The organism is Microbacterium alcoholitolerans, from assembly GCF_050408615.1.
Taxonomy (GTDB): Bacteria; Actinomycetota; Actinomycetes; order Actinomycetales; family Microbacteriaceae; genus Microbacterium.
On sequence record NZ_JBNTKD010000001.1, the window covers coordinates 540,332 to 566,428 of the forward strand.

The window sequence follows — 26,097 nt, forward strand, 5'->3', positions numbered from 1 at the left end:
GATGGCACGAGCCTGGGAACGGGAGGAACTAGGATTTTCCGCAGGCGATCAGGAGAGCAATGAAGATCCACAATCCGTTCCGCACCGCGCTCGTGGCGACTCTCGGCGTGGGGCTCGGAATCCTGATGATCACGAGCGTGCAGACGCTGTCCACGGTGATCCTCTACATCGGCACCGCACTGTTCCTCAGCCTGGGTCTGGATCCGCTGGTCACGTGGCTCGAACGGCGCGGACTCCCGCGCTGGGCAGCCGTGCTGCTGACGATCCTCGCTGTGCTGAGCGTGTTCGCCGCGGTCGTTCTCATCGTGCTTCCCGTGCTCATCGAGCAGATCTCCGAGCTCGTGAAGCAGGTCACCCCGCTCGTGCAGGACGGCCAGGGAACCATCGACACGTTCAAGGCGTGGCTGACGGAGACCTTCCCGAACCTGGCCGTGGATGACGTGTTCGCGTACATCGAGGACTGGATGGAGAAGGAGGACTGGCAGAACAACGTCGCCGGGTGGACCGAGTCGATCGGCCAAGGGGTCCTGGTGGTCGGCGGTGCACTGCTCGCCGGCCTGTTCGGCGCGTTCATCGTGCTGGTGCTCACCATCTACCTCACCGCTTCGACGCCATCGCTCAAGCGCTCCGTGTACCAGCTCGTGCCGGCATCGAAGCGCCAGCGCTTCATCGACATCGCCGACCAGATCACCGACTCGGTCGGTCACTACGTGATGGGCCAGGTCTCGCTCGGCGTCATCAACGGCATCCTCAGCGCGATCTACCTCTCGATCATCAACGCGCCGTTCACCGCAGTGCTCGCCGTGGTCGCATTCTTCTTCTCGCTCATCCCGCTCGTCGGAACGCTCACGGGCTCGACGATCATCGTGCTGGCGTGCCTTCTGCCAGGGGTGGGATCACCCGGCACCGCCCTGGCCGCGGCGATCTACTACCTGATCTACATGCAGGTCGAGGCGTACTTCCTCGCCCCGCGAATCATGAGCCGCGCTGTGGCGGTGCCCGGCGCCGTCGTCGTGATCGCGGCTCTCTCCGGTGGTGCGCTGCTCGGCCTGCTGGGCGCGCTCATCGCGATCCCGGTGGCGGCGAGCATCCTGATCATCTACCGCCAGGTGCTGATCCCTCGGATGGACGACCGGTAGGTCACGGTCATCCTTTGCGGCGGAGCGTCAGCCGATCCGCCAGCAGTGCGTGTGCCAGTGACGACGCGCGGCGAGGTCGGCCGACTCCCCCATCACGCCGTCAGAGCGCCAGGCGACGACGTGCGCGGTCGACGGCTCGATGGTGCGCCCGCAACCGGGACAGGTGTACGCCTTGACGGCCTGTACGGCGGACACGGGCTGCACGACCCACTCCTGACCGCGCTTCGTCTCGGTGCGCTTCCAGCCCGCGAGGAGCCGGTCGAAGGACTCGTCTGGCCCGGAGCGCTCAGGGCGTCGTCTGTGTGAACGTGGCATGCCGCTGGCTTACCACCAGTGGTTGCGGGTCCAGAAGTTGTACGCGGCAGCCCAGCTCCCGTACCGGCCCACGGCGTAGCCGTTGCCCCAGCGCAGGTTGTCGACCGGGTTGTAGCCGTTGCCCGGGACCTTGCTGCACGGCAGCGCCTGGACGAGTCCACATGCGCCCGACGACTTGTTGGTCGCGTTCGGGTTCCATCCGCTCTCGCGGGAGACGATGTAGTCGACGTAGCCCCAGTCGCCCTGCGCGATGCCCGCTGCGGTCATCCAGTCTTCCTTCGAGCCGCCGCCGGAGTACCTCGGTGGGGCGGCGTTCCCGCCCCCGGAACCGCTCGACGCTGTGTCCGGCTTCGGCTGCGGCTTCGGCTTGGGCTTGGGCTTCGGCTTCACGTAGACCTCGAACGAGCCGCGCGCGATCGGGGCGATCTCAGCGCCTTCGACGCTGACCGTGATGCTCTGCGTGTCCTCGGCAGCGAGCGAGAAAGCCGTCTCGGTCGATGTCGTCGCGGCAGGATCGGCGACGGCCATCCCCGTCGGCGCGATCATCGCGGCGGAGAAGCCGACGACGGCGAGACCTGCCAGCATCGCGGTGGCGCGGCGACGCACAGGTGTTCTCTGCTTCGATCTGGATGCGCTCGGGCGCACCGCAGCCGACATCAATTCGTTATCGGGAGTCACGATGGCCATCAGTCTAGGCACAGATCCCTGTGACATCCATGAGAATCACCGGACCGCGAGCATGACCTCGACGGTCGCATCCAGAAGAGCATCGACCTGTTCCTCGCGGTAGCCGCCGCGCTGCATCCGGAACGCCGCTGTGCGCACCTGTTCGACGGTGAGGGCATCGCCGTCGCGGAGAAAGGCGGAGATCCGCTCCGCCACATGGTCGACCTCATCGATCCGGTATCCGAAGGTGAGGATGCTCGTGCGGGCGAACCTGTGGCGACGCTCCCGCGTGAGGTGGTCGAGGATCACCTGCGCATCGGCGCGGGCTTGCGACACCCATGTCTCGACGCCCAACTCGCGCACGGACCGCTCCCTGGCACGCGATGCGAAGGCATCCTCGACGCGAGCCAGCGCCGCGTCGACGTCTGCGATGACATAGCCCTGTTTGACCAGGGGGAAGGATGCCGATCGCACATCTTCGGCGCCGAAATCGTCCCGCTCGTCCTCGAAGGCAGCGCGTGCGGACTCGAGGAAGGTGTCGACGGCCGCACGGTGATAGCCGCGCTGCCGTCCGGAGGTCAGCGGGAACGCCGCAGGCGCCTCCTCATCTGCCGTGAGCGCGTCGAGGTCTGGGTCAGTCATCACGAGCCAATCAGAGGGGCGAACAGGATCGAGAGGGCGAGAGCGGGAACAGTCGACGGCAGGATGCTGTCGAGGCGATCGAGCAGTCCACCGTGACCAGGCAGCCAGGAACTCATGTCCTTGATGCCCAGATCCCGCTTGAGCATGGACTCGCCGAGGTCGCCGAGCGTGGCGGAGACGAGGATCGTCGCGCCGAAGATGAGGCCGCACCACCACGGCAGGTGCAGCAGGAACATGGCGAGCAGAACGCCGACGACCAGCGAGCCTGCGAGGGCTCCTGCGAAGCCCTCCCAGGTCTTCTTCGGGCTGATCCGCGGCGCCATCGGATGCTTGCCGAAGGCGAGCCCCGCGGCGTAGGCGCAGGTGTCCGCGGCGACCGCGATCGCGATGAACGAGAGCACCCACCATTCGCCGTCATCTCGGCTGAGCAGCATGAGGGCGACAGACGTCAGGAACGGCACGTACACCTGCACGAAGCCGCCAACGAGCACGTCGGAGAGCACGTCGCCATAAGTGCGACCATCCTGTGCGACCATCTGCGCGATCATCCGCCACACGCTGATGAATGCGACCGACGCGATCAGCACGACCCAGCTGACCCAGAGCTCGGCGAAATATCCCGTGAGAAGCACGGCGATGCCGCCGATGATCTGCGGGACGATGTCGATCCGGCGCCCGCCGGCCCGGAGTGCGCGGGAGAGCTCGTAGGTGCCAAGCAGACCCGCCGCGACCGCGATCGGGATGAAAAGCGCCTTGATGAACAGCAGCGAGGCGATGAGCACCGCGCCGAAGGCGACGCCGATGAGGATGGCGACGATGAGGTCTCGGCCCGTACGCTGCTTGATCCGCTCGTTGGCCTGATCGAACTGCTCGCGGGCCTGCGTCACGTGCGACTCGAGCTCGCCCCGCGCTGCACGCCACTGGTCGCGGATCGCGCTGTGCTCGCCGGTGTCGGTCGGCGCGCCGGGCACCCGCGACCCGCCGAGCGCGTCATCGACGGGCTCAGGCAGCGGTGGTCGCGGCGGGACGCTGTCGACATCGAACGACGGGAACGCCGCGTCGCTGAGGGGAATGGCCCTCGGATCCCGCCGAGAGGCATTGCGATCCGCAGAGCGTTCGCGCCTGCGGGCCTCGCGCCGCGTCAGCGGGCGATCCTCCGATTCGCTGTCGCCAGACATCCCGATCAGACCTCGAGGAGTTCTGCCTCTTTGCGCTTGAGCGCCTCGTCGATGGAATCGACGAACTGACGGGTGAGGGCGTCGAGTTCCTTCTCGCCGCGCGCGATCTCGTCCTCACCGACGTCGGCCTTCAGCGCGTCGAGCTGATCCTTCGCCTTGCGTCGGATGCCACGAACCTGCACCTTGGCATCCTCGCCCTTCGAGCGGACGAGCTTGACGTACTCCTTGCGGCGCTCCTGGGTGAGCTCGGGCATGGTGACGCGCACGATGTTTCCGTCGTTCGTGGGGTTTGCGCCGAGGTTCGGCATGTCGCGGATCGCCTGCTCGATCGCCTTCAGCGCGCTCTTGTCGTACGGCGTGACGATGAGCGTGCGCGCCTCGGGGTTCGCCATCGACGCGAGCTGTGCGATGGGGGTCGGCGAGCCGTAGTACTCGACCATCAGCTTCTGGAAGAGCTGCGGGTTGGCGCGCCCGGTGCGGACCGTGGCGAAGTCCTCCTTGGCGGCATCGACCGCACGCGTCATTCGTGCAGTGGTATCAGCGAGGACATCCGCGATCACGGGGGCTCCTTACGTCGTGGGTTTCAGCAATTCTATCCGGCGACGAGGCACCGGACATGAGCGACAGCACGCTCAGGCGGTGACCAGTGTGCCCATCTGCTCGCCGAGGAGGGCGCGCGTGACATTGCCGGCGGGCTCCATGCCGAACACGCGCATGTCCATGTTGTTGTCCATGCAGAGGCTGAAGGCCGTGGAATCCACGACCTTGAGGCCCCGCTGCAGAGCGTCACGGTAGGTCACGCGCTCGATGCGCTCGGCACTGGCATCCTTGTGCGGGTCTGCGGTGTAGATCGCGTCGACGCCGTTCTTGGCGACCAGCACCTCATCCGCACGGATCTCGAGGGCGCGCTGTGCGGCGACCGTGTCGGTCGAGAAGTACGGCAGTCCGGCACCGGCGCCGAAGATGACGACGCGACCCTTCTCGAGGTGGCGCTCCGCGCGCAGCGGGATGTACGGCTCGGCGACCTGCGTCATCGAGATCGCGGACTGCACGCGCGTCGCAGCTCCCGCCTGCTCGAGGAAGTCCTGCAGGGCGAGTGCGTTCATGACCGTGCCGAGCATGCCCATGTAGTCCGCGCGCCCGCGGTCCATGCCGCGCTGGCTGAGCTCAGCGCCGCGGAAGAAGTTCCCGCCGCCGACCACGATGGCGACCTCGACGCGATCCACGGCTGCCGCGATGTCGCGAGCGATCTGACTGACGACGTCAGGGTTGACGCCGAGCTGGCCGCCGCCGAATGCCTCGCCGGAGAGCTTCAGAAGGACGCGACGGCGTCCGGTGCGTTCGGTCATGGGGAGTAGTCCTCTCGTCCCGTCTCAAGATAGCGCCTCAAGGGCATGAAGAAGGGGGTTCGGATCGCGTGGATCCGAACCCCCTTGGCGGAGCTTACGCGCCGACCTTGAACCGCGCGAAGTCGGTGACGGTGATACCGGCATCCTTCGCGACCTGGCTCACGGACAGCTTGTTGTCCTTCGCGTAGTCCTGTTCGAGGAGCGCGACCTGCTTGAAGTAGGCCGTCACCCGACCCTCGACGATCTTCGGCAGTGCAGCCTCGGGCTTGCCCTCATTGCGGGAGATCTCGGTGACGATCTCGCGCTCCTTGTCGACGTCCGCAGCCGGGACGTCCTCGCGGGTGAGGTAGGACGGGTTCGCGAACGAGATGTGCTGCGCGATGCTGCGCGCGGTCTCGGCGTCATCGCCCGTGTAGGCGACGACGACGCCGATCTGCGGCGGCAGATCCTTGCTGGTGCGGTGCAGGTAGACCGAGAAGGCATCGCCGGTGAGGGTGCGAGCGCGACGCAGCTCGACCTTCTCGCCGATGATCGCTGCCTCGTCCGAGATCAGCTGCTCGACGGTCTGGTCGCCCGCCGGAGCGGCCAGGGCCGCCTCGAGCGAGTCGGCGCCGACAGCGGCGACCGCGTCGGCGACCTTGTCGGCCAGAGCGATGAAGCGCTCGTTCTTGGCGACGAAGTCGGTCTCGCAGGCGAGCTCGATCAGCGTCACGCCGGAGTCGGTCTCGCGCGCCGCGATGAGGCCCTCGCTGGTGGAGCGGTCGGCACGCTTCGCGTTGCCCTTGGCACCCTTCAGACGCAGGATCTCGGTGGCCTTCTCGACGTCTCCGTCAGCCTCCTCGAGCGCCTTCTTGGTGTCGACCATTCCGGTGCCGAGCTGCTCGCGCAGCGCCTTGATGTCGGCGATGGTGAAGTTGGCCATGTGTGGTGGCTCCTTGCTTCGTGTCTGTGCGTGTACGGGGTGGCTTACTTGGCGTCTGCGTCGGCAGCAGCCTCAGCGGGTGCCTCTTCGGCAGCAGCCTCGGCGGGTGCCACTTCAGCGGCCGGAGCGTCGGCGGCCGGAGCCTCGGCGGCCGGAGCCTCGGCGCCCTCGAGGAGCTCGCGCTCCCACTCGGCGAGCGGCTCGGCGCCTCCTGCGTCGGGGTTGTGCTTCTGCTGCAGGCCCTCGGCTGCGGCGTCGGCGATGATGCGCGTCAGCAGCGAGACCGAGCGGATGGCGTCGTCGTTGCCGGGGATCGGGTACTGGAAGTCGTCCGGGTCGGCGTTCGTGTCGAGGATGCCGATCACGGGGATGCCGAGCTTCTTGGCCTCGTCGATGGCGAGGTGCTCGCGCTTGGCGTCGACGACCCAGAGGGCCGAAGGCGTCTTCGAGAGGTTGCGGATGCCGCCGAGCGACTTGTGCAGCTTGTCGAGCTCGCGCTTCTTGAGCAGCAGCTCCTTCTTGGTGAAGCCGGAGGCAGCGGGGTTCTCGTAGTCGAGCTCCTCGAGCTCCTTCATGCGAGCGAGACGCTTCGCGATGGTCGAGAAGTTGGTGAGCAGTCCACCGAGCCAGCGCTGGTTGACGTACGGCTGGCCGACGCGGTCGGCCTGCTCTGCGAGGATCTCCTGCGCCTGCTTCTTGGTGCCGACGAAGAGGATCGTGCCACCTCGGGCGACGGTCTCCTTGACGAAGTCGTAGGCCTGGTCGATGTAGGCCAGCGACTGCTGCAGGTCGATGATGTGGATGCCGCTGCGCTCGGTGAGGATGAAGCGCTTCACCTTCGGGTTCCACCGACGGGTCTGGTGTCCGAAGTGCACGCCGCTGTCGAGCAGCTGGCGGATGGTGACCACAGCCATGGTCGTCTCCTGGTTCTGGCGCCGCAGCGCCGTTGAGGTTGTCAGCGTCGTCCGTGCGGACGACTCTCCTGGTGCCCGGCGCACACCCGCCTCCCGTGTGGAAGGACCTGTGGATGTGGATGCCGCGAACTCTGTCGCCTGGGACGTCGCTCGCTCTGGGCACGCGTAGTCACCTCGAGATCGAGGTGCTCTCCCAGTGTACAGGATCGCCCCGTTCCGCACCGCCGCGCACCGGCGTTGTCCACAGCGGCGACGTTTCGGCGGCTTCTCCCCCGTCCCCGGGAATCGCTGACCGGAAACGGGAGGTTCACGACAGGCTGGTCGGATGCTGTCAGGACGGGGCGATGTGAGACGGGCTGCGCCGGTCCGGCGCCGCGCACGCGCGCGGAGCGCCGGGGTCGTGTTCGCTGGTCTGCTGCTCAGCGCGCTGTGGATGCTCGGCGGCGTGCCCGCGGGTGCTCAGAGCGCTGGTGCCGAGCTGTCCCTCGACAGCGGTGCGCTGCTCGCCGGAGGCGACGCCGCCGGTTCAGGCCCGTCCGGCGAGGCCGCCGATGCTCCCGGATACCCGTGGTCATGGCCGGTGGTCGGACCTCGCCGGGTCGTCGCGCCGTTCCGCGCGCCTGCGCACGATTACGGGCCGGGTCATCGCGGGATGGACATCGCCGCTGAGGTCGGCGGCGAGGTGCGCGCGCCCGTCGACGGGGTCGTGGCGTTTCGCGGAACCGTGGTGGATCGTCCGCTGCTGACGCTCGACCACGGCGGCGGGTACGTCACCACCTGGGAGCCGCTGGATTCTGCTCTGATGCCAGGAGACATCGTCACCGCCGGCACGGTGATCGGCGCTGTCACCCAGGGAGGGCACTCCGTGCGCGGTTCTCTGCACGTGGGTGTGCGCATCGATGGGGACTACGCGAATCCGCGACCGCTCTTCGGCGACGTCCCCCGGGCCGTTCTGCTGCCGTGCTGCGAGCCTGTCGCGCAGTGATCGGGCGCGGATCAGGCGCGCGGGTGGGCGAGCTTGTAACTCGCGGTGAGCCGTTCGGCGGAGACGTGCGTGTAGATCTGGGTGGTGCCGAGACTGGCATGGCCGAGGATCTCCTGCACCGCTCGCAGATCGGCGCCGCCGTCGAGCAGGTGGGTGGCCGCCGAGTGGCGGAGCGCGTGCGGGCCGACATGCTCGGCACCTACAACGGGAGCGAGCACGCGAGCCACGAGCGCGTACACCGTGCGTGGCCCGATGCGCGCGCCGCGCGCACCGAGGAAGGCCGCGGGTGTCGGGTGTGCGGCGCGGACGAGCAGCGCCGGGCGGGCCCTCGTCAGGTAGGCGCCGACGGCGTCGGATGCCGGGGCGCCGTATGGCACGACGCGCTCCTTCGCCCCCTTGCCCAGCACCCGGGCGGTGCGGCGCTGCAGATCAAGGTCGTCCACGTCGATGCCGCACAGTTCGGACACGCGGATGCCGGAGCCGTACAGCACCTCGAGGATCGCATGGTCGCGCAGCGCCACCGGGTCGCCGCTCGAGGCGGCCGCGCGCTGCGCGTCGAGGAGGTCTCGGATGCCGTCCTACGACGCCACCACCTGCAGCGTCTTCGCCCGCTTCGGGGTGACCAGACGCAGGCTCGGATCGGCGCCGATGAGCTCGTCCTCATGCGCCCAGCCGAAGAAAGAGCGCACTGCCGCGGCACGACGAGCCATGGTGGAGCGGGCGTCACCGCGCTGCGGCGCCCGCCACAGCCACTCACGCAGCATCTCGAAGTCGATGGCGTCGAGCTGCGCGTCATCCGGAGTGCGTCCGAGATCGGCGAGGTCGGACCGATATGCGCGCACTGTCGCCGGCGACAGACGACGCACCTGATCCAGGTGCGTCGTGAACGCCGCTGTCGCCTCGGAGTACCTCACGGTTCAAGGATGCCGTGGGCCGCGCGCGGCGGCTGCTGCCGCGCCGCGATGGGGCGCACTCCGCCGTCATCGACTCCGCAGCCAGCCGCCGTCGCGCTGGGCGACCTCGCCATCCAGGGCGAGCAGGCCGAGCAGGCTGCGGACGCGCTCGGGTGAGAGCCCGCAGCGTCGCGCGATGTCGAGCGGATCGCGTGGGGTCCGGCTGCTCATCGCGTCCCGCATGCGGATCAGCTCGGGGTTCTCCTTCGTGGATGACACGACCGTCTCGGCGCTCTCGCCCCAGAGCTCGCGCACGTCTTTCGCGCTGGTCACGCAGACCGCGTCGTACTCCCGCAGCAGCCGATGACACCCGGCGGAGGCCGCCGAGGTCACAGGTCCGGGCACCGCACCCAGCGGTCGGCCGAGGTCCGCGGCATGCCCGGCCGTGTTCAAGGAGCCACTGCGCCACCCCGCTTCGACGACCACCGTCGCCATGCCGGCTGCCGCGATCATCCGGTTCCGGGCCAGAAAGCGCCAGCGTGTGGGTGCGGCACCGCATGGCACCTCGCTGAGCACCGCACCGGCGCGGCGGATGCGATCGAACAGCTGCTGGTGGCCGATCGGGTACGCCCTGTCGACACCGCCGGCGAGGAAGGCGATCGTCGTGCCGCCTGCACCGAGGGCAGCTCGATGCGCCGCACCGTCGATGCCGTATGCACCGCCCGAGACGACCACGGTGCCGCCCGCGGCGAGGTCTCCCGCAATCTCGCCGGCGACCGACTCCCCGTATGGCGTGGCTGCTCTGGCTCCGACCACCGCGACCGTGGTACGTCCCGGAAGTGCGCTGAGGTCGCCGCGTGTCCACAGCGCGAGCGGCGCATGGACGCCGAGGTCGTCCACGCCGGCCGGCCACAACTCGTCGGCAGGAATCAGCAGGCCGCCGCCGACCTCCTGGCACGACTGCAGCGCCTCGCGCACCGCGCGGACCTGCGCTCTGGGCTGCCATCGCTTGACGCCCTCGGCCAGTTCGCGGGGCGACACGATGTCAGGTGAGAGCAGATGGGATTCGCCGGCCACGAGCCGCAGGGCGTCCACAGCGCCGTAGGCCGCGACGAGTGCTCCCGCGATGCCGTCCCCTGGCTCGACGAGCACCGACCAGGCGGCTCGGGCCGCGACTTCCGCACCATCACCATCGGGGCGCAGCCTCTCGGCCGCGCGCCGCACCTCCGGATCATCGATAAGCGCGATCGTGGTGGTCTTCATGCCAGCAGTCCTTTCTTGAGGAAGAGTGCCCGGCCGAGGTCATCGATCCCGGGCATCCCGCGCCCGGCGAGATCGGCGAGCGTCCATGCGATGCGCAGCACGCGATCGTAGGCGCGCAGCGTCACAGTGCCGCGTTCGAGAGCGCGGTCCAGCGGTGCTCGCACCGCGGCAGGCAGGCGCAGATCGCCCTGGCGCAGTCGCGCGCCCGGCACCTCGCCGTTGAGGCGCCACGGCGTGCCTCTCCACCGCTCCTGAGCCGCGGCGCGAGCGGCGGTCACCCGCTGCCTCGCGACGGCCGAGGTCAGCGACGACCGCTCCCCCGAAGCGGCTCTCGATGCCGCCACCCTGGCGACCTGAAGATCGATGTCGATCCGGTCGCGCAGCGGGCCGGACAGGCGGCCGGCATAGCGCCGGATCGCCATCGGCGGGCAGGTGCACTCGGCGCCGCGCACGCCGTAATTGCCGCAGGGGCAGGGGTTCATGGCGAGGATCAACTGGAACCTCGCGGGGAAGCTCGCGGTGAATCCGGAGCGGCTGAGCTCGATCCGCCCTGATTCCAGTGGCTGACGCAGCGCATCGAGCGCGACGCGCTGGAATTCCGGGGTCTCGTCGAGAAACAGGACGCCGCGGTGTGCTCGCACGATCGCACCGGGGCGCGCCACACGAGAGCCGCCGCCGACGAGTGCGGCGGAGGATGCGCTGTGGTGGGGCGCTTCGAACGGAGCAAGTGCATCCAGGCGTGTGACGTGCTGCCCGGTGAGAGAGCGGATCGCGGCGACCTCCAGCGCCTCCTCTTCGGTCAGCGGCGGCAGTATCCCGGGAAGTCGCCTGGCCAGCATGGTCTTTCCCGCACCGGGCGGACCGCTGAGCATCATGTGGTGCCCACCGGCCGCGGCCGTGATCAGCGCATCGACGGCCTCATCCTGACCGATGACTTCCGCCAGATCGAGCGGTTCCCCGTCGTCGATCTCGGCGATCCGCGCTGACACGGGCTCCACCTTGGCGACCTCGACATCGGCGCCGTGCATCGCGGCGACCTCGGCGAGCGAGACGGCGGCGCGCACCTCGATACCGGGAACCAGGCGCGCCTCCTCGGCGTTCGCGTGCGGCACGATGACGCGTTCGAAGCCGGCGCGCGACGCGGCATACACCGCGGGAAGCACTCCGGGTACGGGCCGCAGCCGCCCGTCGAGGCCCAGTTCGCCGATGTGCACGGTCGAGCGGATGGCCTCCGGCGTCACGGAGGCCTCGGTCGCCAGCGTCGCGATCGCGATGCTCAGATCGAATCCCGAGCCATACTTGGGCAGGTTCGCCGGCGACAGGTTGACCGTGACCCGCCGGCGCGGGAACGCGAGTCCGGCGTTCACGCACGCGTTGCGTACACGCTGCGCGGCCTCGCCAAGCGCTTTGTCCGGCAGGCCGATGATCTGGAACCCCGGCGTCTGATTGCTCAGGTCGGCCTCGACCTCCACCAGATGTCCGTCGACGCCGGTGAGCGCGACGGCCCAGGTGCGCGCGGTGCTCACAGCAGGTCCACCAGATGCTCGATGCGCGCGGTGCGCGCATCCATGCCGAGCAGTCCGACCACCTCGAGTCGGAGCGGGCGCCGTCTCGCCACGTCGGGGTGCGCGGCCGCCCAGGCAAACGCGAGACGCCACAGGCGCTGTCGCTTACGCTCATCGATCGCCTCGAACGGATGCCCGAACGACTCACTGCGCCGGGTCTTCACCTCGACGATGCAGAGCATGCCGTCGTTGATCGCGACGATGTCGATCTCGCCCTGCGGGCACCTCCAGTTCCGATCCAGGATCGCGTAGCCGCAGGATCTCAGATGTGCTGCGGCGCGCTCCTCACCCGCTCGTCCGAACTCGTCCTTCGCTGCCATGAGGACAGCTTGACGACCGGCGCAGACGCCCCGGGCGCCCTATCCCGGGCGCTGTGGAAAGGCCGTCAGAAGGAGCGGATTGGGGATAAGTCGCGCCGACTCACCGTCGGGAATGATCCCGCGCTACTGACCGTCCAGCGAGAGCTCGTCCGGGATCTCGAACTCGCGGCGCTGCAGTTCCTCGACGTTGACGTCCTTGAATGTCAGCACCCTGACGGCCTTCACGAAGCGGTCCGCGCGATAGATGTCCCAGACCCACACGTCCGACATCGAGATCTCGAAGTAGAAATCGTGCTCGGTGTCACGGCGTACGACGTTCACCTCATTGGCGAGGTAGAAGCGGCGCTCCGTCTCGACGACGTACTGGAACTGCTGAACGACATCGCGGTACTCGCGGAACAGCGCGAGCTCCAGCTCGCGGTCATAATCGTCGAAGGCGTCCTCATCCATGATGATCCCATCCTAGGCCCGACGCACCTCAGAACAGAGTCGGGGCGTCCGCGATGGCCCAGGAGGCACGATGCAACGGCGAGAGGCCGACCTCGCGGATCGCCTGTCGGTGTTCGCTGCTCGCATAGCCCTTGTTGCGTTCCCACTGATACGCGGGATGCTCGGGGTGCAGCGAAGCCATCAGATTGTCGCGCTCGACCTTCGCGATGACGGACGCGGCCGAAACCGATGCGCAGTCGCGGTCGCCCTTGATGACCGTTCGCACCGTCAGCGGCACGGGGTGCACCTTCGACACGTAGTCGTGGTTGCCGTCCAGGATGACGAGGGTGCGCTCCAGCGACGCTCCCTGCTCCACGAGCGCCTGCACCGCGCGCGACGCCGCCAGACCGAGCGCGCGCATGATGCCGACCTCGTCGATCTCCGCCGCGCTGGACCACCCGACGCCGAACGCAGGCACCCACTGGCGTGCACGCTCGGCCATCTCCGGGCGCCGACGCTCGGAGATCAGCTTCGAGTCGCGCAGCCCGTCCAGCACGCGTCGGCGCGAGCCCCTGGCATCCATCACCGCGGCGCCCACGGTGACCGGCCCTGCCAGCGCGCCCCTGCCGACCTCATCGAGGGCGATGATCAGGTCGAAGTCCTTGAGCAACCGGCGCTCGAGGGTCAGAGTCGGTGCGGCGACGGTCATTGCGCCTCCGGGACCGCCCGGAAGACCTCGTCGTGCGTGTCGATGAGGCCCACTCGGCTCAACGGCCAGGTGGTCAGGAAGGCGCGGCCGACGACGTTCTCCAGCGGCACGAAGCCGCCGCTGGGCAGCTCCTGGTGCGCGCGGGAGTCCTGCGAACGGTCGCGGTTGTCGCCCATCACCCAGATGGATCCCTCGGGGACGGTCACGTCGAAATCCGTGTTGGATGCCGCGGTGTCGCCCTCCGGGAGATTGAGGTACGACAGCTCGTTGATGGGCGTGTCGTTGACGGTGACCTGGCCGAGAGCGTTGCAGCACACGACGTGATCCCCCGGCAGCCCGATCACCCGCTTGACGAGGTGGTCCTGGGCGTCCGAAGTGGAGATGCCGACGAACGTCAGCACCCAGTCGACAGCCTCGATGAGCGCGGGCCGGGGCGGGGTCTGGGGCGCCGGAGGCAGCCAGCCGCCGGGATCCTTGAAGACGACGACGTCCCCGTGGTCGTAGCCGGCCCAGCGCGGAGTCAGCTCATCCACCAGGATCCGATCGTCGATCAGCAGCGTGCGCTCCATCGACCCGGAGGGGATGTAGAACGATCGCACCACGAACGTCTTCACCACGAACGAGACCAGTGCGGCGATGAGGATGATGACCAGCACATCGCGCAGGAAGATCAGGGCTCCCCTGCGTCGCGGCGGCTGCGGGGCTGCCTCGGCGGCGTCTGTCATCTGTTTCCTTCTTCATCGTCGCACCGCGCGGACGCGGCAGTTACAAGGTTCCCACACGCAGGCTGCAACGAAAGAACCCCGGGACGAGTGTCCCGGGGTTCTTTCGAGGAAGTCGCGTATCAGCCGCGCTTCTCCTTGATCTTGGCCTTCTTGCCGCGCAGGTTGCGCAGGTAGTACAGCTTCGCGCGGCGGACATCACCGCGGGTGACGACCTCGATGTGGTCGATCACCGGCGAGTGCACCGGGAAGGTGCGCTCCACGCCGACCTGGAAGCTGATCTTGCGGACCGTGAAGGTCTCGCGCACGCCGTCGCCCTGGCGGCCGAGGACGACGCCCTGGAAGACCTGGATACGCGAGCGGGTGCCCTCGGTGATGTTCACGTGCACCTTGACGGTGTCACCGGGGTTGAAGACAGGGATGTCGGAACGGAGCGAAGCCGCGTCGACGGCGTCGAGGATCTGCATGATCGTCTCTCTCTGCACTCGCCACAGGTCGGATGCATGATTCAAAGGGTTTTAAGAAGGGTGTGTGCCGAGCGGCGCGCGAGGCGACCGCGGGTTCCCCTGAGGCAGAACTGGTTCACGGCACAAACATCTATTCTGCCATGAAGCGCACCAGCGCGCCAAACGCGCGCGATCAGTCGAGAGTGCGCCGTTCCTCGACGATGATCACGTCCGCGGGGTCGCTGGTCTCGGCGTGCGAGTCGCGCGATGACACTGATGACCAGGTGATCGTCTCGCGCATGCGGATTCCGGTTCCCCTCGCCTCGTTCCACAGCTGCCACAGCTGCAGCCAGAACAGCGCGAGCACTGCGACGATCGCTCCGGTGAGCAGCCACGGGAACGCGCCGTCGATGAAGCAGCCGACCGCGATCGTCAGACCGTGCCAGACCGTGAATCCGGCGACGTCCCACCAGGACACGGCGCGCTCGGCGCGCACCGACGGGCGCGAGCGCGTCAGCAGGGTCAGCAGCAGCTGACCGACGAACACCGACGGCACGGCCATGATCAGCACCCACAGCAGACCCCATCCGCTCCGGCCGAAGATCGCCCAGCCGACGATCATCCACAGCGGCAGCACGAATGCGGCCGGCAGCAGCCAGCGGAAGAAAGCCCGTCGCAACACCATTCTTCGATGGTACGTCGGTCCCGACCTGCGCGGCGTGCTGTTCGCTGTGAGCAACCCGACAGCGCGGATCGGGGAGAATGGATGCTGACGAGAGGAACACTCCATGATCGAACTGCGCACACCTGCCGAGATCGATGAGATGCGCGCCGCCGGCCGCTTCGTCGCAGAGACCCTGGCGACCCTGCGCGACGAGACGAAGGTCGGCACGAACCTGCTCGCGATCGACAGCCGTGCGCACGATCTGATCCGCAAGGCCGGCGCCGAGTCCTGCTACATCGACTACGCGCCCTCGTTCGGCAACGGCCCGTTCGGCAAGGTCATCTGCACCTCCGTCAACGACGCCGTCCTGCACGGACTCCCCCACGACTACGCGCTGCGCGATGGAGACCTCGTCTCGCTCGACTTCGCCGTCTCCGTGGACGGCTGGGTGGCCGATTCCGCCCTCTCCTTCGTCGTCGGCACGCCGCGCGACGAGGATCTCCGACTGATCGATACGACTCAGCGCGCACTCGACGCCGCCATCGGCGCCTCGGTGCTGGGCAACAAGATCGGCGACATCTCGGCGGCGATCGCGGAGGTGTGCCAGGGTGAGGGCTACGGCATCAACACCGACTTCGGCGGACACGGTGTGGGACGCATCATGCACGGCGATCCGCACATCCCCAACTGGGGCCGCGCGGGGCGCGGATTCCCGCTCCGTGAGGGACTGGTCTTCGCACTGGAACCCTGGCTGCTCGCGACGACCGACGAGCTGATCACGGATGCTGACGGCTGGACTCTGCGCAGTGCCGACGGCTCACGCGGCTCGCACTCCGAGCACACCGTCGCCGTCACCAAGGACGGGCCGATCATCCTGACCGACCGGAGCTTCCTCGGCGTCGACTGAGCGCGTCGACTGAGCGCGTCGACTGTGCGCTCCCGGTGCCGGGATTCAGTCGGCCCGGTAGACGTAGAGGTCGGTGATCTGCGGTAGATCGAGCTCGTCGCGGCCGGCGGTGGCCGGGTCGGTGTCGAGGATGCGCTCGACTTCGCCGACCATGCGCTCGCGCTCGGCGTCGGATGCCGCCATGAAGCTGCTCACGGTGAGCCAGCGCGCGACGTAGTCCGCGCGCGTGATCCGCTCCTGCCACGGCACCTCACGATGCGTCGCCATGGTGAAGCCCCGCAGCTCGTCCTGGGCAGCATTGGAGACGGGCATCTCATCGCTGAGCCACGGATGCGCGATGCGCGAGCACGCACGATCCCAGGAGCACTGCGGATCCGCACGGTTCCAGAGGAGACCGAGCGTGCCGCCGGGGACGAGCACGCGTCGGATCTCGGCACAGGCCGGTTCGCGGTCGAACCAGTGGAAGGCCTGCGCGACGGTCACGACATCGACCGACTGATCGGATGCCGGGATCGATTCCGCCGTGCCGATGTGCGCTTCCACGTCCGGCAGCTTCGCGCGCAGCACGGCGAGCATCTGCTGGGACGGTTCGACGGCGACCACGTGCGATGCCCGGCCGATCAGCCGCTCAGTGAACTTGCCCGTGCCAGCACCGAGATCGAGCGCCGTCGCGACGGGTGTCGGCACGACGGCATCCGCCGCTTCCTCGGGAAATCCGGGCCGGAACCGGTCGTAGTCCTCCCCCGCGTTCAGAAAGGACTTCGCCAGCGTCGCATCAGCCATGCGCACAGCCTATCTGCGCCATCGCTCACCCGCGGATCCAGTGATGTCAGTCGAGCAGGTCGGGGCGACGGTCGCGGGTGCGCTGGATCTGCTGCTCGTGCCGCCACTTCGCGATCGTGCCGTGGTTGCCGCTGAGCAGGATCGGCGGCACCTCGCGGTCGCGCCAGACGGACGGCTTCGTGTACGAGGGGTACTCCAGCAGGCCGTCCTCGTGCGATTCCTCGACGAGGCTGTCGGGGTTGCCGACGACACCGGGGATGAGCCGGCCGATCGCCTCGGTCATGGCCATGACCGCGACCTCTCCGCCGTTGAGGACGTAGTCGCCCAGGCTGATCAGCCGGACCTCGCCGACGGATGCCGCGTACTCGAAGACCCGCTCGTCGATGCCCTCATAGCGGCCGCAGCCGAAGATCAGGTGTTCGCGCGTCGCCAGATCCCGAGCGGTCGCCTGAGTGAACACCTCACCGGCCGGCGAGGGGAAGATGATGGTGGGTCGCGTCTCGGAGACAGACGAGCCGGCGAGCTGGTCCAGAGCGAGACCCCAGGGCTCCGGCTTCATGACCATGCCCGCGCCCCCGCCATACGGCGTGTCATCGACGGTGCGATGCCGGTCGTGAGTCCAGTCGCGCAGGTCGTGCACGTGGAGATCGAGGATGCCCGAATCTCGCGCCTTGCCCATCAGCGAGAGCGTCAGACCGTCGAAGTACGACGGGAAGATCGATACGACGTCGATGCGCACGTGACTCAGTCCGAGTCGGCGGCGCCCTCGGCGGCGTCCGCGTCGGGAACCTCTTCGAACAGCCCGGGCGGCGGGGTGACGACGACGCGACCTGCGGCGATGTCGACCGTCGGGACGATCGCCTCGACGAAGGGCACCATCACCTCGCCGGAGTCGGTCTTGACGATCAGCAGGTCCTGCGCCGGCAGGTGCTCGACGCGCTGCACGCGCCCGACGACGGCGTCTCCGCGCACGACGTCCAGGCCGACCAGCTGGTGCGAATACCAGGCGTCGTCCTCGACCTCGTCGTCTTCGTCCATCCAGAGGATGGCGCGCACGAGCGTCTCGGCGGCATTGCGATCGTCGACGCCCTCGAGGAAGACGACGGAGTTGCCGTTCATCACGCGGTATTCGCGAACGGTCACGGTCTTGCCGTGCCATTCGGATGCTTCGGGCACCTGCAGCGTGAATTTGGCACCGGGAACGAAACGACGCTCCGGGTTGTCGGTGTACAGCTCGAGCTTCAACGCGCCCTTGAGACCGTGTGCCTTGAGCAGGCGGCCGACGCGGAGCTGGTTCTTCTCTGCGGCCACGTCAGTCGTCCGCGACATCGACGCGGACGCGACGTCCGTCGGCGAGGGCGGAGATGAGCGTGCGCAGCGCCTTGGCGGTGCGGCCGCCGCGCCCGATCACGCGACCACGGTCATCCGGGTGCACGTGCACCTCGAGCAGATCGCCACGGGGCGATGCGGATGCGGTGATGCGGACATCGTCCGGGTGATCGACGATCCCCTTGACGACGTGTTCGAGCGCGGCGGCGAGCACAGCGAATTACTCTGCGTCAGCAGCGGGGGCCTCAGCGGCCTCCGCGTCAGCGGCGGGGGCCTCCTCTGCGGGGGCCTCCTTCTTCTCCGCCTTGGGCTTGACGACGGACTTCTTGTCGGCGTCGATCTCGAACGGGACCTTGGGCTCAGCGACCTGGACGGTGGACTTCGCGTCCTTGTCGCCCTTGAACTTGCCCCAGTCGCCCGTGAGCTTGAGCAGCGCCGCGACCTGCTCGGTCGGCTGCGCGCCGACGGAGAGCCAGTACTGCGCGCGCTCCGAGTCGACCTCGATGACCGAGGGCTGCTCGGTGGGGTGGTACTTGCCGATCTCCTCGATCACGCGACCGTCGCGCTTGGTGCGCGAGTCGGCGACGACGATGCGGTAGTAGGGCGCACGGATCTTGCCGAAGCGCTTGAGACGGATCTTGACAGCCACGATTCTCCTGAATGGTGTGGAAGGAAGTTGAACGACGCCTGGAGAGTGGGGTGCACACCCGGCGCAAGCTCTGCGGGGGGACGAATGCCGGATAGAGGGTCGAGCAGTCGTCCGACCCTCTATTCTGCCAGATCCGGACGCCGCGCGCGAAACGACGCGCACTCGCGCCGAAACGACACGATCCGGACATGCCGCGAGTCACATGCGCGTGTCAGACTGTGCGCGTGCCGATCGAATTCGCCAGGTCCGAGCGCTCGACCGTCGGACTGGAATGGGAGGTCATGCTCGCCGATCCGTTGACCGGCGAGCTGGTCGGTCGCGCTCCGGAGCTGCTCACCGCCCTCGAAGAGCAGAGCGCCGCTGAACGCCACACAGTCACCGGCGAGCTGCTCACGAACACCATCGAGGTCACGAGCGGCGTCGGGGCGACGGTGTCGGATGCCGTCGATGACATCGCCGCGGCGATCGCGGCGGTCCGCCGCTCGACGGACCCCGCGGGGATCGAGCTGCTGTCGGCCGGAAGCCATCCGTTCGCGCAGTGGTTCAATCAGCGCGTCACCGACAAGACCCGCTACCGGGAGCTCATCGAGCGCACCCAGTGGTGGGGTCGCAACATGATGATCTGGGGCATCCACGTGCACATCGGGGTCGATGATCGCGACAAGGTGATCCCGATCATCGGAGCGCTGTCTTCCTTCCTCCCCCACCTTCAGGCGCTGGCGGCGTCGAGTCCGTATTGGGCCGGTGAGCGAACGGGATATGCGTCCAACCGCGCGCTGGTCTTCCAGCAGCTGCCCACCGCGGGTCTGCCGTGGCCGGTCCGCAGCTGGGCGGAGTTCGAGAGCTACGTCGACGACATGACACGCACCGGCGTCATGGCGGACGTGTCCGAGGTCCGCTGGGACATCCGTCCGGCACCGCGGTGGGGCACCATCGAGGTGCGCGCCTGCGACGGCATGTCCACGCTCACCGAGCTGGCGTCCGTCGCCGCGCTCACCCAGACCCTCGTCGAGCACTTCTCCCGCGAGCTCGACGGCGGCCGCGCCCTGCCGACGCTGCCGGCCTGGTTCCATCGCGAGAACAAGTGGCGCACCGCCCGCTACGGGTTGGACGCGCAGGTCATCGTGGATTCCGCGGGATCGCAGGTGCCGGTGCGCGAGCACATCACCGCCGTCGTCGAGGATCTTCTGCCGGTCGCGCGAGAGCTCTCCTGCGAACAGGAACTCGACGGCGTCACGAAGATCCTCCAGTCGGGCGCGAGCTACTCCCGGCAGCTGCACGCCGCCGATGCGGCCGACGGCGATCTGCGTGCGGTCGTGCGGCATCTGATCCGCGAGTTCCGTGAAGGTCCGGAGCAATCCGTCCCCGCGTGACGCAGACGCTCAGGCCTCCTCGGCGAGAAGACGTGCGAGTCCCTCGTCGAGGACGACGTCGGTGAGGATGCCCGCGGCGATCGCCGCCCGGAGCGAGCCGAGCTTCGCGGCGCCCGAGACGACGCACATCCGGCGCGGAGCACGTCTCAGCCGATCGAGTCCCGGTCCGGTCGATCGGGCATTCAGGCGGATGTCCTTCCAGCTGCCGTCGGCGCGGAAGAACACCGTGGCCACGTCGCCGATCGCGCCGTCCTCGCGGAGGCTCCGGTAGTCGTCGCGGTTGAGATACCCGCCGACGTACACCCGGCTGGGCACCTCGGCCTGAGGAGAGCCGAGTCCGAACACGGCGATGTCCATCTTCGACTGGAAGGCGAGCACGCGCCTGGTGCTCCGCTCGCGCCACACGGCGTCGCGGGTGTCCGGATCGTCGAAGAACGCGGGCACCGGGAACTGCTCCACCTGCGCGCCGAAGGCCTGCCCGAAGCGCTGCAGGATGTCGCTGGAGTACTCCAGCCCGCTGGTCTGCGTGTTGCCTGCGCCGTTCAGCTGCACGCACACCGTGTTGTGCGTCTCCTTCTGCACCAGCGAGCGGCTCACCTTGCTGATGGTCGATCCCCAGGCGACGCCGACCACCATGTTGGACTCGATGAACTGGGACAGCAGCCGCCCGGCGGTCAGCGCGACCCGCTCGAGCCGGTCCACGTCGTTGACGATTCCCGACATCGGCACGATGTGCGCGTTCACGTGGAAGCGCGAGCGGATCTCATCCTCCACCGATCCGACGCGCTCGAGCGGCGAGTTCACCCTGATGTCGACCAATCCCGTATCGCGGGCATGCGAGAGCAGTCGCGACACGGACGAGCGCGATGTTCCCAGCTCTGCGGCGATGGCATCCATCGTCATGTCCTGCAGGTAGTAGAGCTTCGCCGCGGTGAGCGCGGCGGTCATCCTCGCGTCGCTGCGAGCGTCTTCAGCGCCCACTGAGACCACCTCCTCGCCAAGGATTGCACATTCGTGCAACGCGTTTGCGAGATTCTGCCGCCAACCGGATGCTGGAGGCGGGAGAAAAGGGAGATCATGGTCGAGATGACGCGAACCTCACGACGAGAAGACGAGCTCACGGCAGTGCGCGGGGCCGGGAGCACCACGGTGCTGATCATCGGCGCAGGCATCAACGGCATATCGCTGTTCCGCGACCTCGCGCTGCAGGGGGTCGATGCCGTTCTCGTCGATCGCGGTGATTTCGCAGCCGGCGCGTCCGCAGCATCCAGCCACATGATCCACGGCGGCATCCGCTACCTCGAGAACGGCGAGTTCCGCCTCGTCCGCGAATCCGTGCAGGAGCGCAACGGATTGCTGCGCATCGCCCCGCACTACGTCCGCCCGCTGCGCACGACCATCCCGATCTACTCGACGTTCTCCGGCATCCTCACCGCTCCGCTGCGCTTCCTGCTGCACCGCAGTGGCAAACCACAGGAGCGCGGCGCGGTCCTGATCAAGGCCGGACTGATGATCTACGACCTGTTCTCGCGGGACGGCGGCGCCGTGCCGCGGCACCGCTTCCTCGGCCGGTGCGAGTCGCTCAAGGAACTGCCCGCGCTCGACCCGGACGTCAAGTACACCGCCACCTACTTCGACGCCTCGATGCACGACCCCGAGCGCCTCGCACTCGACGTGCTGCAAGACGGTCGCAGCGCCCGCGCCACCTCCTACGCCCTCAACTACGTCGAAGCTGTCGGCCGCGACGGGGATGCCGTGGTGCTCCGCGACCGCGAGAGCGCAGAGGAGTTCGAAATCCGCGCGGACGTCGTCGTGAACACGTCCGGACCGTGGACCGACCTGACCAACGCCGCGCTGGGCGATCAGACGAGCTTCATGGGCGGCACCAAGGGCTCGCACATCGTGCTCGACCATCCGGAGCTGCTCGAGGCCACCCAGGGGCGAGAGATCTTCTTCGAGCACTCCGACGGGCGCATCGTCCTCATCTACCCGCTCAAGGGCCGGGTGCTCGTGGGAACCACCGACATCGACGCCGACCCGCGCGAACCCGCCCGGTGCACCGAAGAAGAGGTCGACTACTTCTTCGCGCTGATCAAGCACGTCTTCCCGTCGATCCCGGTGTCGCGCGAGCAGATCGTGTACCGATTCTCGGGCATCCGTCCGCTTCCCCGCCACGAGGACACCGCGCCGGGCTTCGTCTCCCGCGACTATCGGATCGAACTCGACGACAGCGCTGCCGTGCCGACGCTCAGCCTGGTCGGGGGAAAGTGGACCACGTTCCGGGCGCTCGGCGAGTCTCTCGCCGACCGGGTGCTCGAGCTGCTGGGTCGTGGCCGCTCCGTATCGACCGTGGGACTGCCGATCGGCGGCGGCCTCGGATTCCCGCACACCGTTCGCGCTCGCAGCGCCTGGATGCAGGCGAACCTGCCCGGTGCGGACGCTGCTCGCGGTGACCAGCTGCTGGTGCGCTACGGCACACGCGCCGCGGATGTCTGGGCGCACATCGAGCAGGAGGCCGATCGCCCGCTGGCAGACGGCGCGCTGTCGGTACGCGAGCTGGAGTGGATGGTCGACAACGAACTCGTCGTCCGCCTCACCGATATCGTGCTTCGTCGCACGAACATCGCCTTCGTCGGGGACGTGACCACGGAGATCCTCGAGGAACTCGCGGATGCGCTGGCGCCGCTGATGGGCTGGGACGGCGATCGCCGTGATGCCGAGATCGAGGCGACGGTGCAGCTGCTGAACGACGCCCACGGACTTTCGCTCGCCGTGCCCACTCGCCGCTGACGGCACACTGTTGAAGAGGCGGGTTCGACGTCGGCCCGCAGAAGGAGAGCCGCATGGCCCAGTACATCCTCTCGATCGATCAGGGGACGACCTCCAGCAGGGCGATCATCTTCGACCATGACGGCACCGTCGTCGCGACAGGGCAGAAGGAGCACGAGCAGATCCTGCCGCATGCGGGCTGGGTCGAGCACGACGCCTCGGAGATCTGGCGCAACGTGCAGGAGGTCATCGGCCTCGCCCTCACGCGCGCGCATCTCACGCGCCACGACATCGCCGCGGTCGGCATCACCAACCAGCGTGAGACCGCGGTCGTGTGGGATCGCTACACCGGAGAGCCGGTGTACAACGCGATCGTCTGGCAGGACACGCGGACGCAGCCGATCGTCGACCGGCTGGCCGCCGACGGCGGCCTCGACCGGTTCAAGGAAGTGGTCGGACTTCCTCTGGCGACGTATTTCTCGGGCACGAAGGTGGCGTGGATCCTCGAGAACGTCGAGGGCGCGCGAGAGAAGGCGGATGCCGGAGAGCTGCTGTTCGGCACGACCGACAGCTGGGTGCTGTGGAACCTGACCGGCGGCGTCGACGGCGGTGTGCACACCACCGACGTCACCAACGCCTCGCGCACGCTGTTCATGGATCTGCAGACCCTGCAGTGGCGCGACGACATCCTCGAGGCGTTCGGCGTGCCGCGCTCGATGATGCCCGAGATCCGCTCATCATCCGAAGTCTACGGAACCGCCGAGAGCTCATCGCTGCTGCGCGAGACGCCCATCGCGGGCATCCTCGGCGACCAGCAGGCGGCGACCTTCGGGCAGGCGGCCTTCGCGGCCGGCGAGAGCAAGAACACCTACGGCACGGGCTGCTTCCTGATCTTCAACACCGGTGAGGACATCGTCCACTCGACCAACGGCCTGCTCACCACCGTGGGCTACAAGCTCGGCGACGGCCCGACGCACTACGCGCTGGAGGGTTCCATCGCCGTCGCGGGCTCGCTCATCCAGTGGCTGCGCGACCAGCTCGGTCTGATCTCATCGGCGCCCGAGGTCGAGGAGCTCGCGCGCCAGGTGAACGACAACGGCGGCGTGTACATCGTTCCGGCGTTCTCGGGCCTGTTCACGCCGTATTGGCGTCCGGACGCGCGCGGCGCGATCGTCGGGCTCACCCGGTTCGCGAACCGCAATCACATCGCGCGCGCAGCCCTCGAGGCGGTCGCGTACCAGACGCGGGATGTGCTGGATGCTGTGAACGCGGACGCCGAGGTCGGACTCAGCGAGCTGAAGGTCGACGGCGGCATGGTCGCCAATGACGCTCTCATGCAGTTCCAGGCCGACATCCTGGGCGTGCCGGTCGTGCGGCCGGTCGTGACGGAGACGACGGCGCTCGGCGCCGCGTACGCAGCGGGCCTCGCCGTCGGGTTCTGGAGCGGACTCGACGACCTGTCGGCGAACTGGCAGGAGGATCGCCGATGGGAGCCGACGATGGACGCCGATGAGCGCGACCGTCAGCTGCGCCTGTGGCGCAAGGCAGTCACGAAGTCGATGGACTGGGTCGACGACGACGTGCGCTGAGTCAGCCGCTCGGCTGGCTCAGCCCTTGCCGAACAGCTTCTGGATCTCGGCGAGGTCCGCCTCACTCGGCGCGGCGCTGCCGCCGAGACCGAATCCCGAGCCTGTCGGGTTCGCGTTCGCGGTGGTGATACCCGCGTTCTCGGCAGCTCGCTTGGCGGGGTTGCCCGACCGCGAGCCGCCCTTGCCCTTCGAGCCCTTCTTGCCGCGCTTGGCGGATGCCCCGGGCTTGCCCATCGATCCCATCCCGGGGATCTGCGGTGTACCGCCGCGGGCGACGGTCTTCATCATCTTCGCCGCCTGGTCGAAGCGCTGCACCAGCTGGTTGACGTCGGTGACGGTCATGCCGGAGCCCTTGGCGATGCGCAGTCTTCGCGAGCCGTTGAGCACCTTGGGGTTGCGGCGCTCCCCCGGCGTCATCGAGCGGATGATCGCCTCGGTGCGGTCGATCTCGCGGTCGTCGAAGTCATCGAGCTGCTGCTTCATCTGACCCATGCCCGGCAGCATTCCGAGCATCTTCTTCATCGAGCCCATCTTCTTCATCTGCTGAAGCTGCTCAAGGAAGTCCTCGAGGGTGAAGGCCTCGTTCGCGAGCTTCTCGGCGACCTTCATCGCCTCTTCCTCATCGAAGGCCTGCTGGGCCTGCTCGATGAGGGTCAGGATGTCACCGAGGTCGAGGATGCGGCTCGCCATGCGGTCGGGGTGGAACGGCTCGAGGTCCTCGAGGTTCTCGCCGGTCGACGCGAAGATGATGGGGCGACCGGTGACTGATGCCACCGACAGCGCGGCACCACCGCGGGCGTCGCCGTCGAGCTTCGACAGCACGACGCCCGTGAAGTCGACGCCCTCCTGGAAGGCCTTGGCCGTGTTGACGGCGTCCTGACCGATCATCGCGTCGATGACGAACAGGACCTCGTCGGGGTTCGTCGCCTTGCGGATGTCGGATGCCTGCTTCATCAGCTCGGCGTCCACGCCGAGGCGTCCGGCGGTGTCGATGATGACCACGTCGTGCTGCTGGCGGCGGGCATAGTCGACGCCGTCCTTGGAGACCTTGACCGGGTCGCCGACGCCGTTGCCCGGTTCGGGCGCGAAGATCGTGGCACCGGCGCGCTCGGCGACCACCTGCAGCTGGTTCACCGCGTTCGGTCGCTGCAGGTCGGCGGCGACGAGCAGGGGGGTGTGTCCGTCGCTCTCGAGCTGCTTGGCCAGCTTGCCCGCGAAGGTCGTCTTACCCGATCCCTGCAGGCCCGCGAGCATGATCACGGTCGGCGGGGTCTTCGCGAACTCCAGGCGGCGCTGCTCACCACCGAGGATCCCGACGAGCTCCTCGTTGACGATCTGGACGACCTGCTGCGCGGGGTTCAGCGCCTTGCTGACCTCGTCGCCAAGCGCGCGCTCGCGCACCTTCGCGGTGAAGTCCTTGACGACGACGAGTGCGACGTCCGCATCGAGCAGGGCGCGTCGGATCTCACGGACGGTGCCGTCGACGTCGGCTGGACTCAGCTTTCCCTTCGTGCGCAGATTGCGGAAGGTCTCGGTGAGCCGATCGGAGAGCGTGCCAAAGGTAGCCATGGTGCCTT

Annotated in this window: 29 protein-coding genes and 1 pseudogene; 6 read left to right on the plus strand and 24 right to left on the minus strand. The window is 68.0% G+C overall.

From position 1 onward, the window contains the following. Window positions 1–59: 59 nt before the first annotated feature. Window positions 60–1,139 carry an AI-2E family transporter gene (locus ACQUSX_RS02635; protein ID WP_428905413.1) on the plus strand — a complete coding sequence of 360 codons (1,080 nt, stop codon included), beginning with the start codon at window positions 60–62 and terminating at the stop codon, window positions 1,137–1,139. A 27-nt stretch (window positions 1,140–1,166) separates the two neighbouring features. On the opposite strand, the gene ACQUSX_RS02640 is transcribed toward ACQUSX_RS02635, so the two are convergent. From ACQUSX_RS02640 to rpsB, 8 genes are all read right to left on the minus strand, one after another. Next, the gene (locus tag ACQUSX_RS02640; RefSeq protein ID WP_428905414.1) at window positions 1,167–1,454 is read right to left on the minus strand and encodes a hypothetical protein; all 288 of its coding nucleotides are present in this window, start codon (window positions 1,452–1,454) and stop codon (window positions 1,167–1,169) included. Between the two features lie 9 nt (window positions 1,455–1,463). Then, window positions 1,464–2,132 (minus strand): aggregation-promoting factor C-terminal-like domain-containing protein, encoded by a 669-nt coding sequence (locus tag ACQUSX_RS02645; RefSeq protein WP_428905415.1) that lies wholly within the window; start codon window positions 2,130–2,132, stop codon window positions 1,464–1,466. A gap of 45 nt (window positions 2,133–2,177) precedes the next feature. After that, window positions 2,178–2,762 (minus strand): DivIVA domain-containing protein, encoded by a 585-nt coding sequence (locus ACQUSX_RS02650; RefSeq protein WP_428907575.1) that lies wholly within the window; start codon window positions 2,760–2,762, stop codon window positions 2,178–2,180. Further along, a complete protein-coding gene (locus tag ACQUSX_RS02655) occupies window positions 2,762–3,940 on the minus strand; it encodes a phosphatidate cytidylyltransferase (RefSeq protein WP_428905416.1) in 1,179 nt (392 codons plus the stop codon). The genes ACQUSX_RS02650 and ACQUSX_RS02655 overlap by 1 nt, the downstream gene beginning before the upstream one ends. A 5-nt stretch (window positions 3,941–3,945) precedes the next feature. After that, a complete protein-coding gene (gene frr / locus ACQUSX_RS02660) occupies window positions 3,946–4,500 on the minus strand; it encodes a ribosome recycling factor (protein ID WP_428905417.1) in 555 nt (184 codons plus the stop codon). Window positions 4,501–4,572: 72 nt separating this feature from the next. After that, entirely contained in the window at window positions 4,573–5,289 is a 717-nt protein-coding gene (pyrH, locus tag ACQUSX_RS02665) for a UMP kinase (RefSeq protein WP_428905418.1), read from the minus strand. Window positions 5,290–5,383: 94 nt separating this feature from the next. Beyond that, complete coding sequence (tsf, locus tag ACQUSX_RS02670) at window positions 5,384–6,211, minus strand: translation elongation factor Ts (RefSeq protein WP_428905419.1); 828 nt, start codon at window positions 6,209–6,211, stop codon at window positions 5,384–5,386. A gap of 44 nt (window positions 6,212–6,255) precedes the next feature. Further along, on the minus strand, window positions 6,256–7,125 hold the full coding sequence (rpsB, locus tag ACQUSX_RS02675) for a 30S ribosomal protein S2 (protein WP_428905420.1): 870 nt from the start codon (window positions 7,123–7,125) through the stop codon (window positions 6,256–6,258). Between the two features lie 325 nt (window positions 7,126–7,450). Between rpsB and ACQUSX_RS02680 the strand changes: the two genes are divergently transcribed. Further along, window positions 7,451–8,110 (plus strand): murein hydrolase activator EnvC family protein, encoded by a 660-nt coding sequence (locus tag ACQUSX_RS02680; protein WP_428905421.1) that lies wholly within the window; start codon window positions 7,451–7,453, stop codon window positions 8,108–8,110. Between the two features lie 11 nt (window positions 8,111–8,121). On the opposite strand, the pseudogene ACQUSX_RS02685 reads toward ACQUSX_RS02680, so the two are convergent. The 9 genes and pseudogenes from ACQUSX_RS02685 to ACQUSX_RS02725 all read right to left on the minus strand — a co-directional run bounded on the left by ACQUSX_RS02685 (window position 8,122) and on the right by ACQUSX_RS02725 (window position 15,142). Beyond that, a pseudogene (locus ACQUSX_RS02685) lies at window positions 8,122–9,024 on the minus strand (tyrosine recombinase XerC). 66 nt (window positions 9,025–9,090) lie between these two features. Further along, the gene (gene dprA, locus ACQUSX_RS02690) at window positions 9,091–10,266 is read right to left on the minus strand and encodes a DNA-processing protein DprA (RefSeq protein WP_428905423.1); all 1,176 of its coding nucleotides are present in this window, start codon (window positions 10,264–10,266) and stop codon (window positions 9,091–9,093) included. Then, window positions 10,263–11,792: a YifB family Mg chelatase-like AAA ATPase gene (locus ACQUSX_RS02695; RefSeq protein ID WP_428905424.1), complete on the minus strand. Its 1,530-nt coding sequence runs from the start codon at window positions 11,790–11,792 to the stop codon at window positions 10,263–10,265. Before ACQUSX_RS02695 ends, dprA begins: the two co-directional genes overlap by 4 nt. Continuing rightward, a complete protein-coding gene (locus ACQUSX_RS02700) occupies window positions 11,789–12,151 on the minus strand; it encodes a YraN family protein (protein WP_428905425.1) in 363 nt (120 codons plus the stop codon). Before ACQUSX_RS02700 ends, ACQUSX_RS02695 begins: the two co-directional genes overlap by 4 nt. Before the next feature lie 123 nt (window positions 12,152–12,274). Then, complete coding sequence (locus ACQUSX_RS02705; protein WP_428905426.1) at window positions 12,275–12,601, minus strand: DUF2469 family protein; 327 nt, start codon at window positions 12,599–12,601, stop codon at window positions 12,275–12,277. Between the two features lie 28 nt (window positions 12,602–12,629). Continuing rightward, window positions 12,630–13,289, minus strand: a complete 660-nt coding sequence (gene rnhB / locus ACQUSX_RS02710) for a ribonuclease HII (RefSeq protein ID WP_428905427.1) — start codon at window positions 13,287–13,289, stop codon at window positions 12,630–12,632. Beyond that, window positions 13,286–14,014 carry a signal peptidase I gene (gene lepB / locus ACQUSX_RS02715; RefSeq protein ID WP_428905428.1) on the minus strand — a complete coding sequence of 243 codons (729 nt, stop codon included), beginning with the start codon at window positions 14,012–14,014 and terminating at the stop codon, window positions 13,286–13,288. The genes rnhB and lepB overlap by 4 nt, the downstream gene beginning before the upstream one ends. A gap of 119 nt (window positions 14,015–14,133) precedes the next feature. Continuing rightward, window positions 14,134–14,478 carry a 50S ribosomal protein L19 gene (gene rplS / locus ACQUSX_RS02720; RefSeq protein ID WP_428905429.1) on the minus strand — a complete coding sequence of 115 codons (345 nt, stop codon included), beginning with the start codon at window positions 14,476–14,478 and terminating at the stop codon, window positions 14,134–14,136. Window positions 14,479–14,650: 172 nt separating this feature from the next. After that, window positions 14,651–15,142 carry an MFS transporter permease gene (locus ACQUSX_RS02725; RefSeq protein WP_428905430.1) on the minus strand — a complete coding sequence of 164 codons (492 nt, stop codon included), beginning with the start codon at window positions 15,140–15,142 and terminating at the stop codon, window positions 14,651–14,653. A gap of 103 nt (window positions 15,143–15,245) precedes the next feature. Here ACQUSX_RS02725 and map point away from each other — a divergent pair, with 103 nt between their 5' ends. Continuing rightward, window positions 15,246–16,028, plus strand: coding sequence for a type I methionyl aminopeptidase (gene map / locus ACQUSX_RS02730; RefSeq protein WP_428905431.1), 783 nt, complete (start codon window positions 15,246–15,248; stop codon window positions 16,026–16,028). Window positions 16,029–16,073: 45 nt separating this feature from the next. On the opposite strand, the gene ACQUSX_RS02735 is transcribed toward map, so the two are convergent. From ACQUSX_RS02735 to rpsP, 5 genes are read right to left on the minus strand one after another with little or no spacing between them, the layout of a single operon-like run. Beyond that, entirely contained in the window at window positions 16,074–16,811 is a 738-nt protein-coding gene (locus tag ACQUSX_RS02735; RefSeq protein ID WP_428905432.1) for a class I SAM-dependent methyltransferase, read from the minus strand. A 46-nt stretch (window positions 16,812–16,857) separates the two neighbouring features. Beyond that, the gene (trmD, locus tag ACQUSX_RS02740; RefSeq protein ID WP_428905433.1) at window positions 16,858–17,550 is read right to left on the minus strand and encodes a tRNA (guanosine(37)-N1)-methyltransferase TrmD; all 693 of its coding nucleotides are present in this window, start codon (window positions 17,548–17,550) and stop codon (window positions 16,858–16,860) included. A gap of 5 nt (window positions 17,551–17,555) precedes the next feature. After that, entirely contained in the window at window positions 17,556–18,140 is a 585-nt protein-coding gene (rimM, locus tag ACQUSX_RS02745) for a ribosome maturation factor RimM (protein WP_428905434.1), read from the minus strand. Then, the gene (locus ACQUSX_RS02750) at window positions 18,124–18,354 is read right to left on the minus strand and encodes an RNA-binding protein (RefSeq protein ID WP_071644715.1); all 231 of its coding nucleotides are present in this window, start codon (window positions 18,352–18,354) and stop codon (window positions 18,124–18,126) included. The genes rimM and ACQUSX_RS02750 overlap by 17 nt, the downstream gene beginning before the upstream one ends. 6 nt (window positions 18,355–18,360) lie before the next feature. After that, window positions 18,361–18,789, minus strand: coding sequence for a 30S ribosomal protein S16 (gene rpsP, locus ACQUSX_RS02755; RefSeq protein WP_428905435.1), 429 nt, complete (start codon window positions 18,787–18,789; stop codon window positions 18,361–18,363). 188 nt (window positions 18,790–18,977) lie between these two features. Here rpsP and ACQUSX_RS02760 point away from each other — a divergent pair, with 188 nt between their 5' ends. Beyond that, window positions 18,978–20,162 (plus strand): glutamate--cysteine ligase, encoded by a 1,185-nt coding sequence (locus ACQUSX_RS02760; RefSeq protein WP_428905436.1) that lies wholly within the window; start codon window positions 18,978–18,980, stop codon window positions 20,160–20,162. 9 nt (window positions 20,163–20,171) lie between these two features. Here the strand turns inward: ACQUSX_RS02760 and ACQUSX_RS02765 are convergent, their stop codons facing one another. After that, window positions 20,172–21,110 carry a sugar-binding transcriptional regulator gene (locus ACQUSX_RS02765; RefSeq protein ID WP_428907576.1) on the minus strand — a complete coding sequence of 313 codons (939 nt, stop codon included), beginning with the start codon at window positions 21,108–21,110 and terminating at the stop codon, window positions 20,172–20,174. Window positions 21,111–21,248: 138 nt separating this feature from the next. On the opposite strand from ACQUSX_RS02765, the gene ACQUSX_RS02770 reads away from it, so the two are divergent. Beyond that, on the plus strand, window positions 21,249–22,952 hold the full coding sequence (locus ACQUSX_RS02770; protein WP_428905437.1) for a glycerol-3-phosphate dehydrogenase/oxidase: 1,704 nt from the start codon (window positions 21,249–21,251) through the stop codon (window positions 22,950–22,952). 53 nt (window positions 22,953–23,005) lie between these two features. Continuing rightward, window positions 23,006–24,520 (plus strand): glycerol kinase GlpK, encoded by a 1,515-nt coding sequence (gene glpK, locus ACQUSX_RS02775; RefSeq protein ID WP_428905438.1) that lies wholly within the window; start codon window positions 23,006–23,008, stop codon window positions 24,518–24,520. Window positions 24,521–24,538: 18 nt separating this feature from the next. Here glpK and ffh read toward each other — a convergent pair whose 3' ends face one another. Then, window positions 24,539–26,089: a signal recognition particle protein gene (ffh, locus tag ACQUSX_RS02780; RefSeq protein ID WP_428905439.1), complete on the minus strand. Its 1,551-nt coding sequence runs from the start codon at window positions 26,087–26,089 to the stop codon at window positions 24,539–24,541. Between the last annotated feature and the right edge of the window lie 8 nt (window positions 26,090–26,097).

Bases quoted from the DNA above. Each gene is read 5' to 3' on its own strand.
- ACQUSX_RS02705 (WP_428905426.1), bottom strand. From the start codon at position 12,601: ATGGATGAGGACGCCTTCGACGATTATGACCGCGAGCTGGAGCTCGCG.
- ACQUSX_RS02700 (WP_428905425.1), bottom strand. From the start codon at position 12,151: ATGGCAGCGAAGGACGAGTTCGGACGAGCGGGTGAGGAGCGCGCCGCA.
- pyrH (WP_428905418.1), bottom strand. From the start codon at position 5,289: ATGACCGAACGCACCGGACGCCGTCGCGTCCTTCTGAAGCTCTCCGGC.
- ACQUSX_RS02770 (WP_428905437.1), top strand. From the start codon at position 21,249: ATGACGCGAACCTCACGACGAGAAGACGAGCTCACGGCAGTGCGCGGG.
- ACQUSX_RS02635 (WP_428905413.1), top strand. From the start codon at position 60: ATGAAGATCCACAATCCGTTCCGCACCGCGCTCGTGGCGACTCTCGGC.
- ACQUSX_RS02680 (WP_428905421.1), top strand. From the start codon at position 7,451: ATGCTGTCAGGACGGGGCGATGTGAGACGGGCTGCGCCGGTCCGGCGC.
- ACQUSX_RS02725 (WP_428905430.1), bottom strand. From the start codon at position 15,142: ATGGTGTTGCGACGGGCTTTCTTCCGCTGGCTGCTGCCGGCCGCATTC.
- rpsB (WP_428905420.1), bottom strand. From the start codon at position 7,125: ATGGCTGTGGTCACCATCCGCCAGCTGCTCGACAGCGGCGTGCACTTC.
- ACQUSX_RS02765 (WP_428907576.1), bottom strand. From the start codon at position 21,110: ATGACCGCCGCGCTCACCGCGGCGAAGCTCTACTACCTGCAGGACATG.
- rplS (WP_428905429.1), bottom strand. From the start codon at position 14,478: ATGCAGATCCTCGACGCCGTCGACGCGGCTTCGCTCCGTTCCGACATC.
- ffh (WP_428905439.1), bottom strand. From the start codon at position 26,089: ATGGCTACCTTTGGCACGCTCTCCGATCGGCTCACCGAGACCTTCCGC.
- lepB (WP_428905428.1), bottom strand. From the start codon at position 14,014: ATGACAGACGCCGCCGAGGCAGCCCCGCAGCCGCCGCGACGCAGGGGA.
- ACQUSX_RS02655 (WP_428905416.1), bottom strand. From the start codon at position 3,940: ATGTCTGGCGACAGCGAATCGGAGGATCGCCCGCTGACGCGGCGCGAG.
- tsf (WP_428905419.1), bottom strand. From the start codon at position 6,211: ATGGCCAACTTCACCATCGCCGACATCAAGGCGCTGCGCGAGCAGCTC.
- rnhB (WP_428905427.1), bottom strand. From the start codon at position 13,289: ATGACCGTCGCCGCACCGACTCTGACCCTCGAGCGCCGGTTGCTCAAG.
- ACQUSX_RS02650 (WP_428907575.1), bottom strand. From the start codon at position 2,762: ATGACTGACCCAGACCTCGACGCGCTCACGGCAGATGAGGAGGCGCCT.
- map (WP_428905431.1), top strand. From the start codon at position 15,246: ATGATCGAACTGCGCACACCTGCCGAGATCGATGAGATGCGCGCCGCC.
- glpK (WP_428905438.1), top strand. From the start codon at position 23,006: ATGGCCCAGTACATCCTCTCGATCGATCAGGGGACGACCTCCAGCAGG.
- ACQUSX_RS02735 (WP_428905432.1), bottom strand. From the start codon at position 16,811: ATGGCTGATGCGACGCTGGCGAAGTCCTTTCTGAACGCGGGGGAGGAC.
- ACQUSX_RS02760 (WP_428905436.1), top strand. From the start codon at position 18,978: ATGCCGCGAGTCACATGCGCGTGTCAGACTGTGCGCGTGCCGATCGAA.
- dprA (WP_428905423.1), bottom strand. From the start codon at position 10,266: ATGAAGACCACCACGATCGCGCTTATCGATGATCCGGAGGTGCGGCGC.
- rimM (WP_428905434.1), bottom strand. From the start codon at position 18,140: ATGTCGCGGACGACTGACGTGGCCGCAGAGAAGAACCAGCTCCGCGTC.
- ACQUSX_RS02640 (WP_428905414.1), bottom strand. From the start codon at position 1,454: ATGCCACGTTCACACAGACGACGCCCTGAGCGCTCCGGGCCAGACGAG.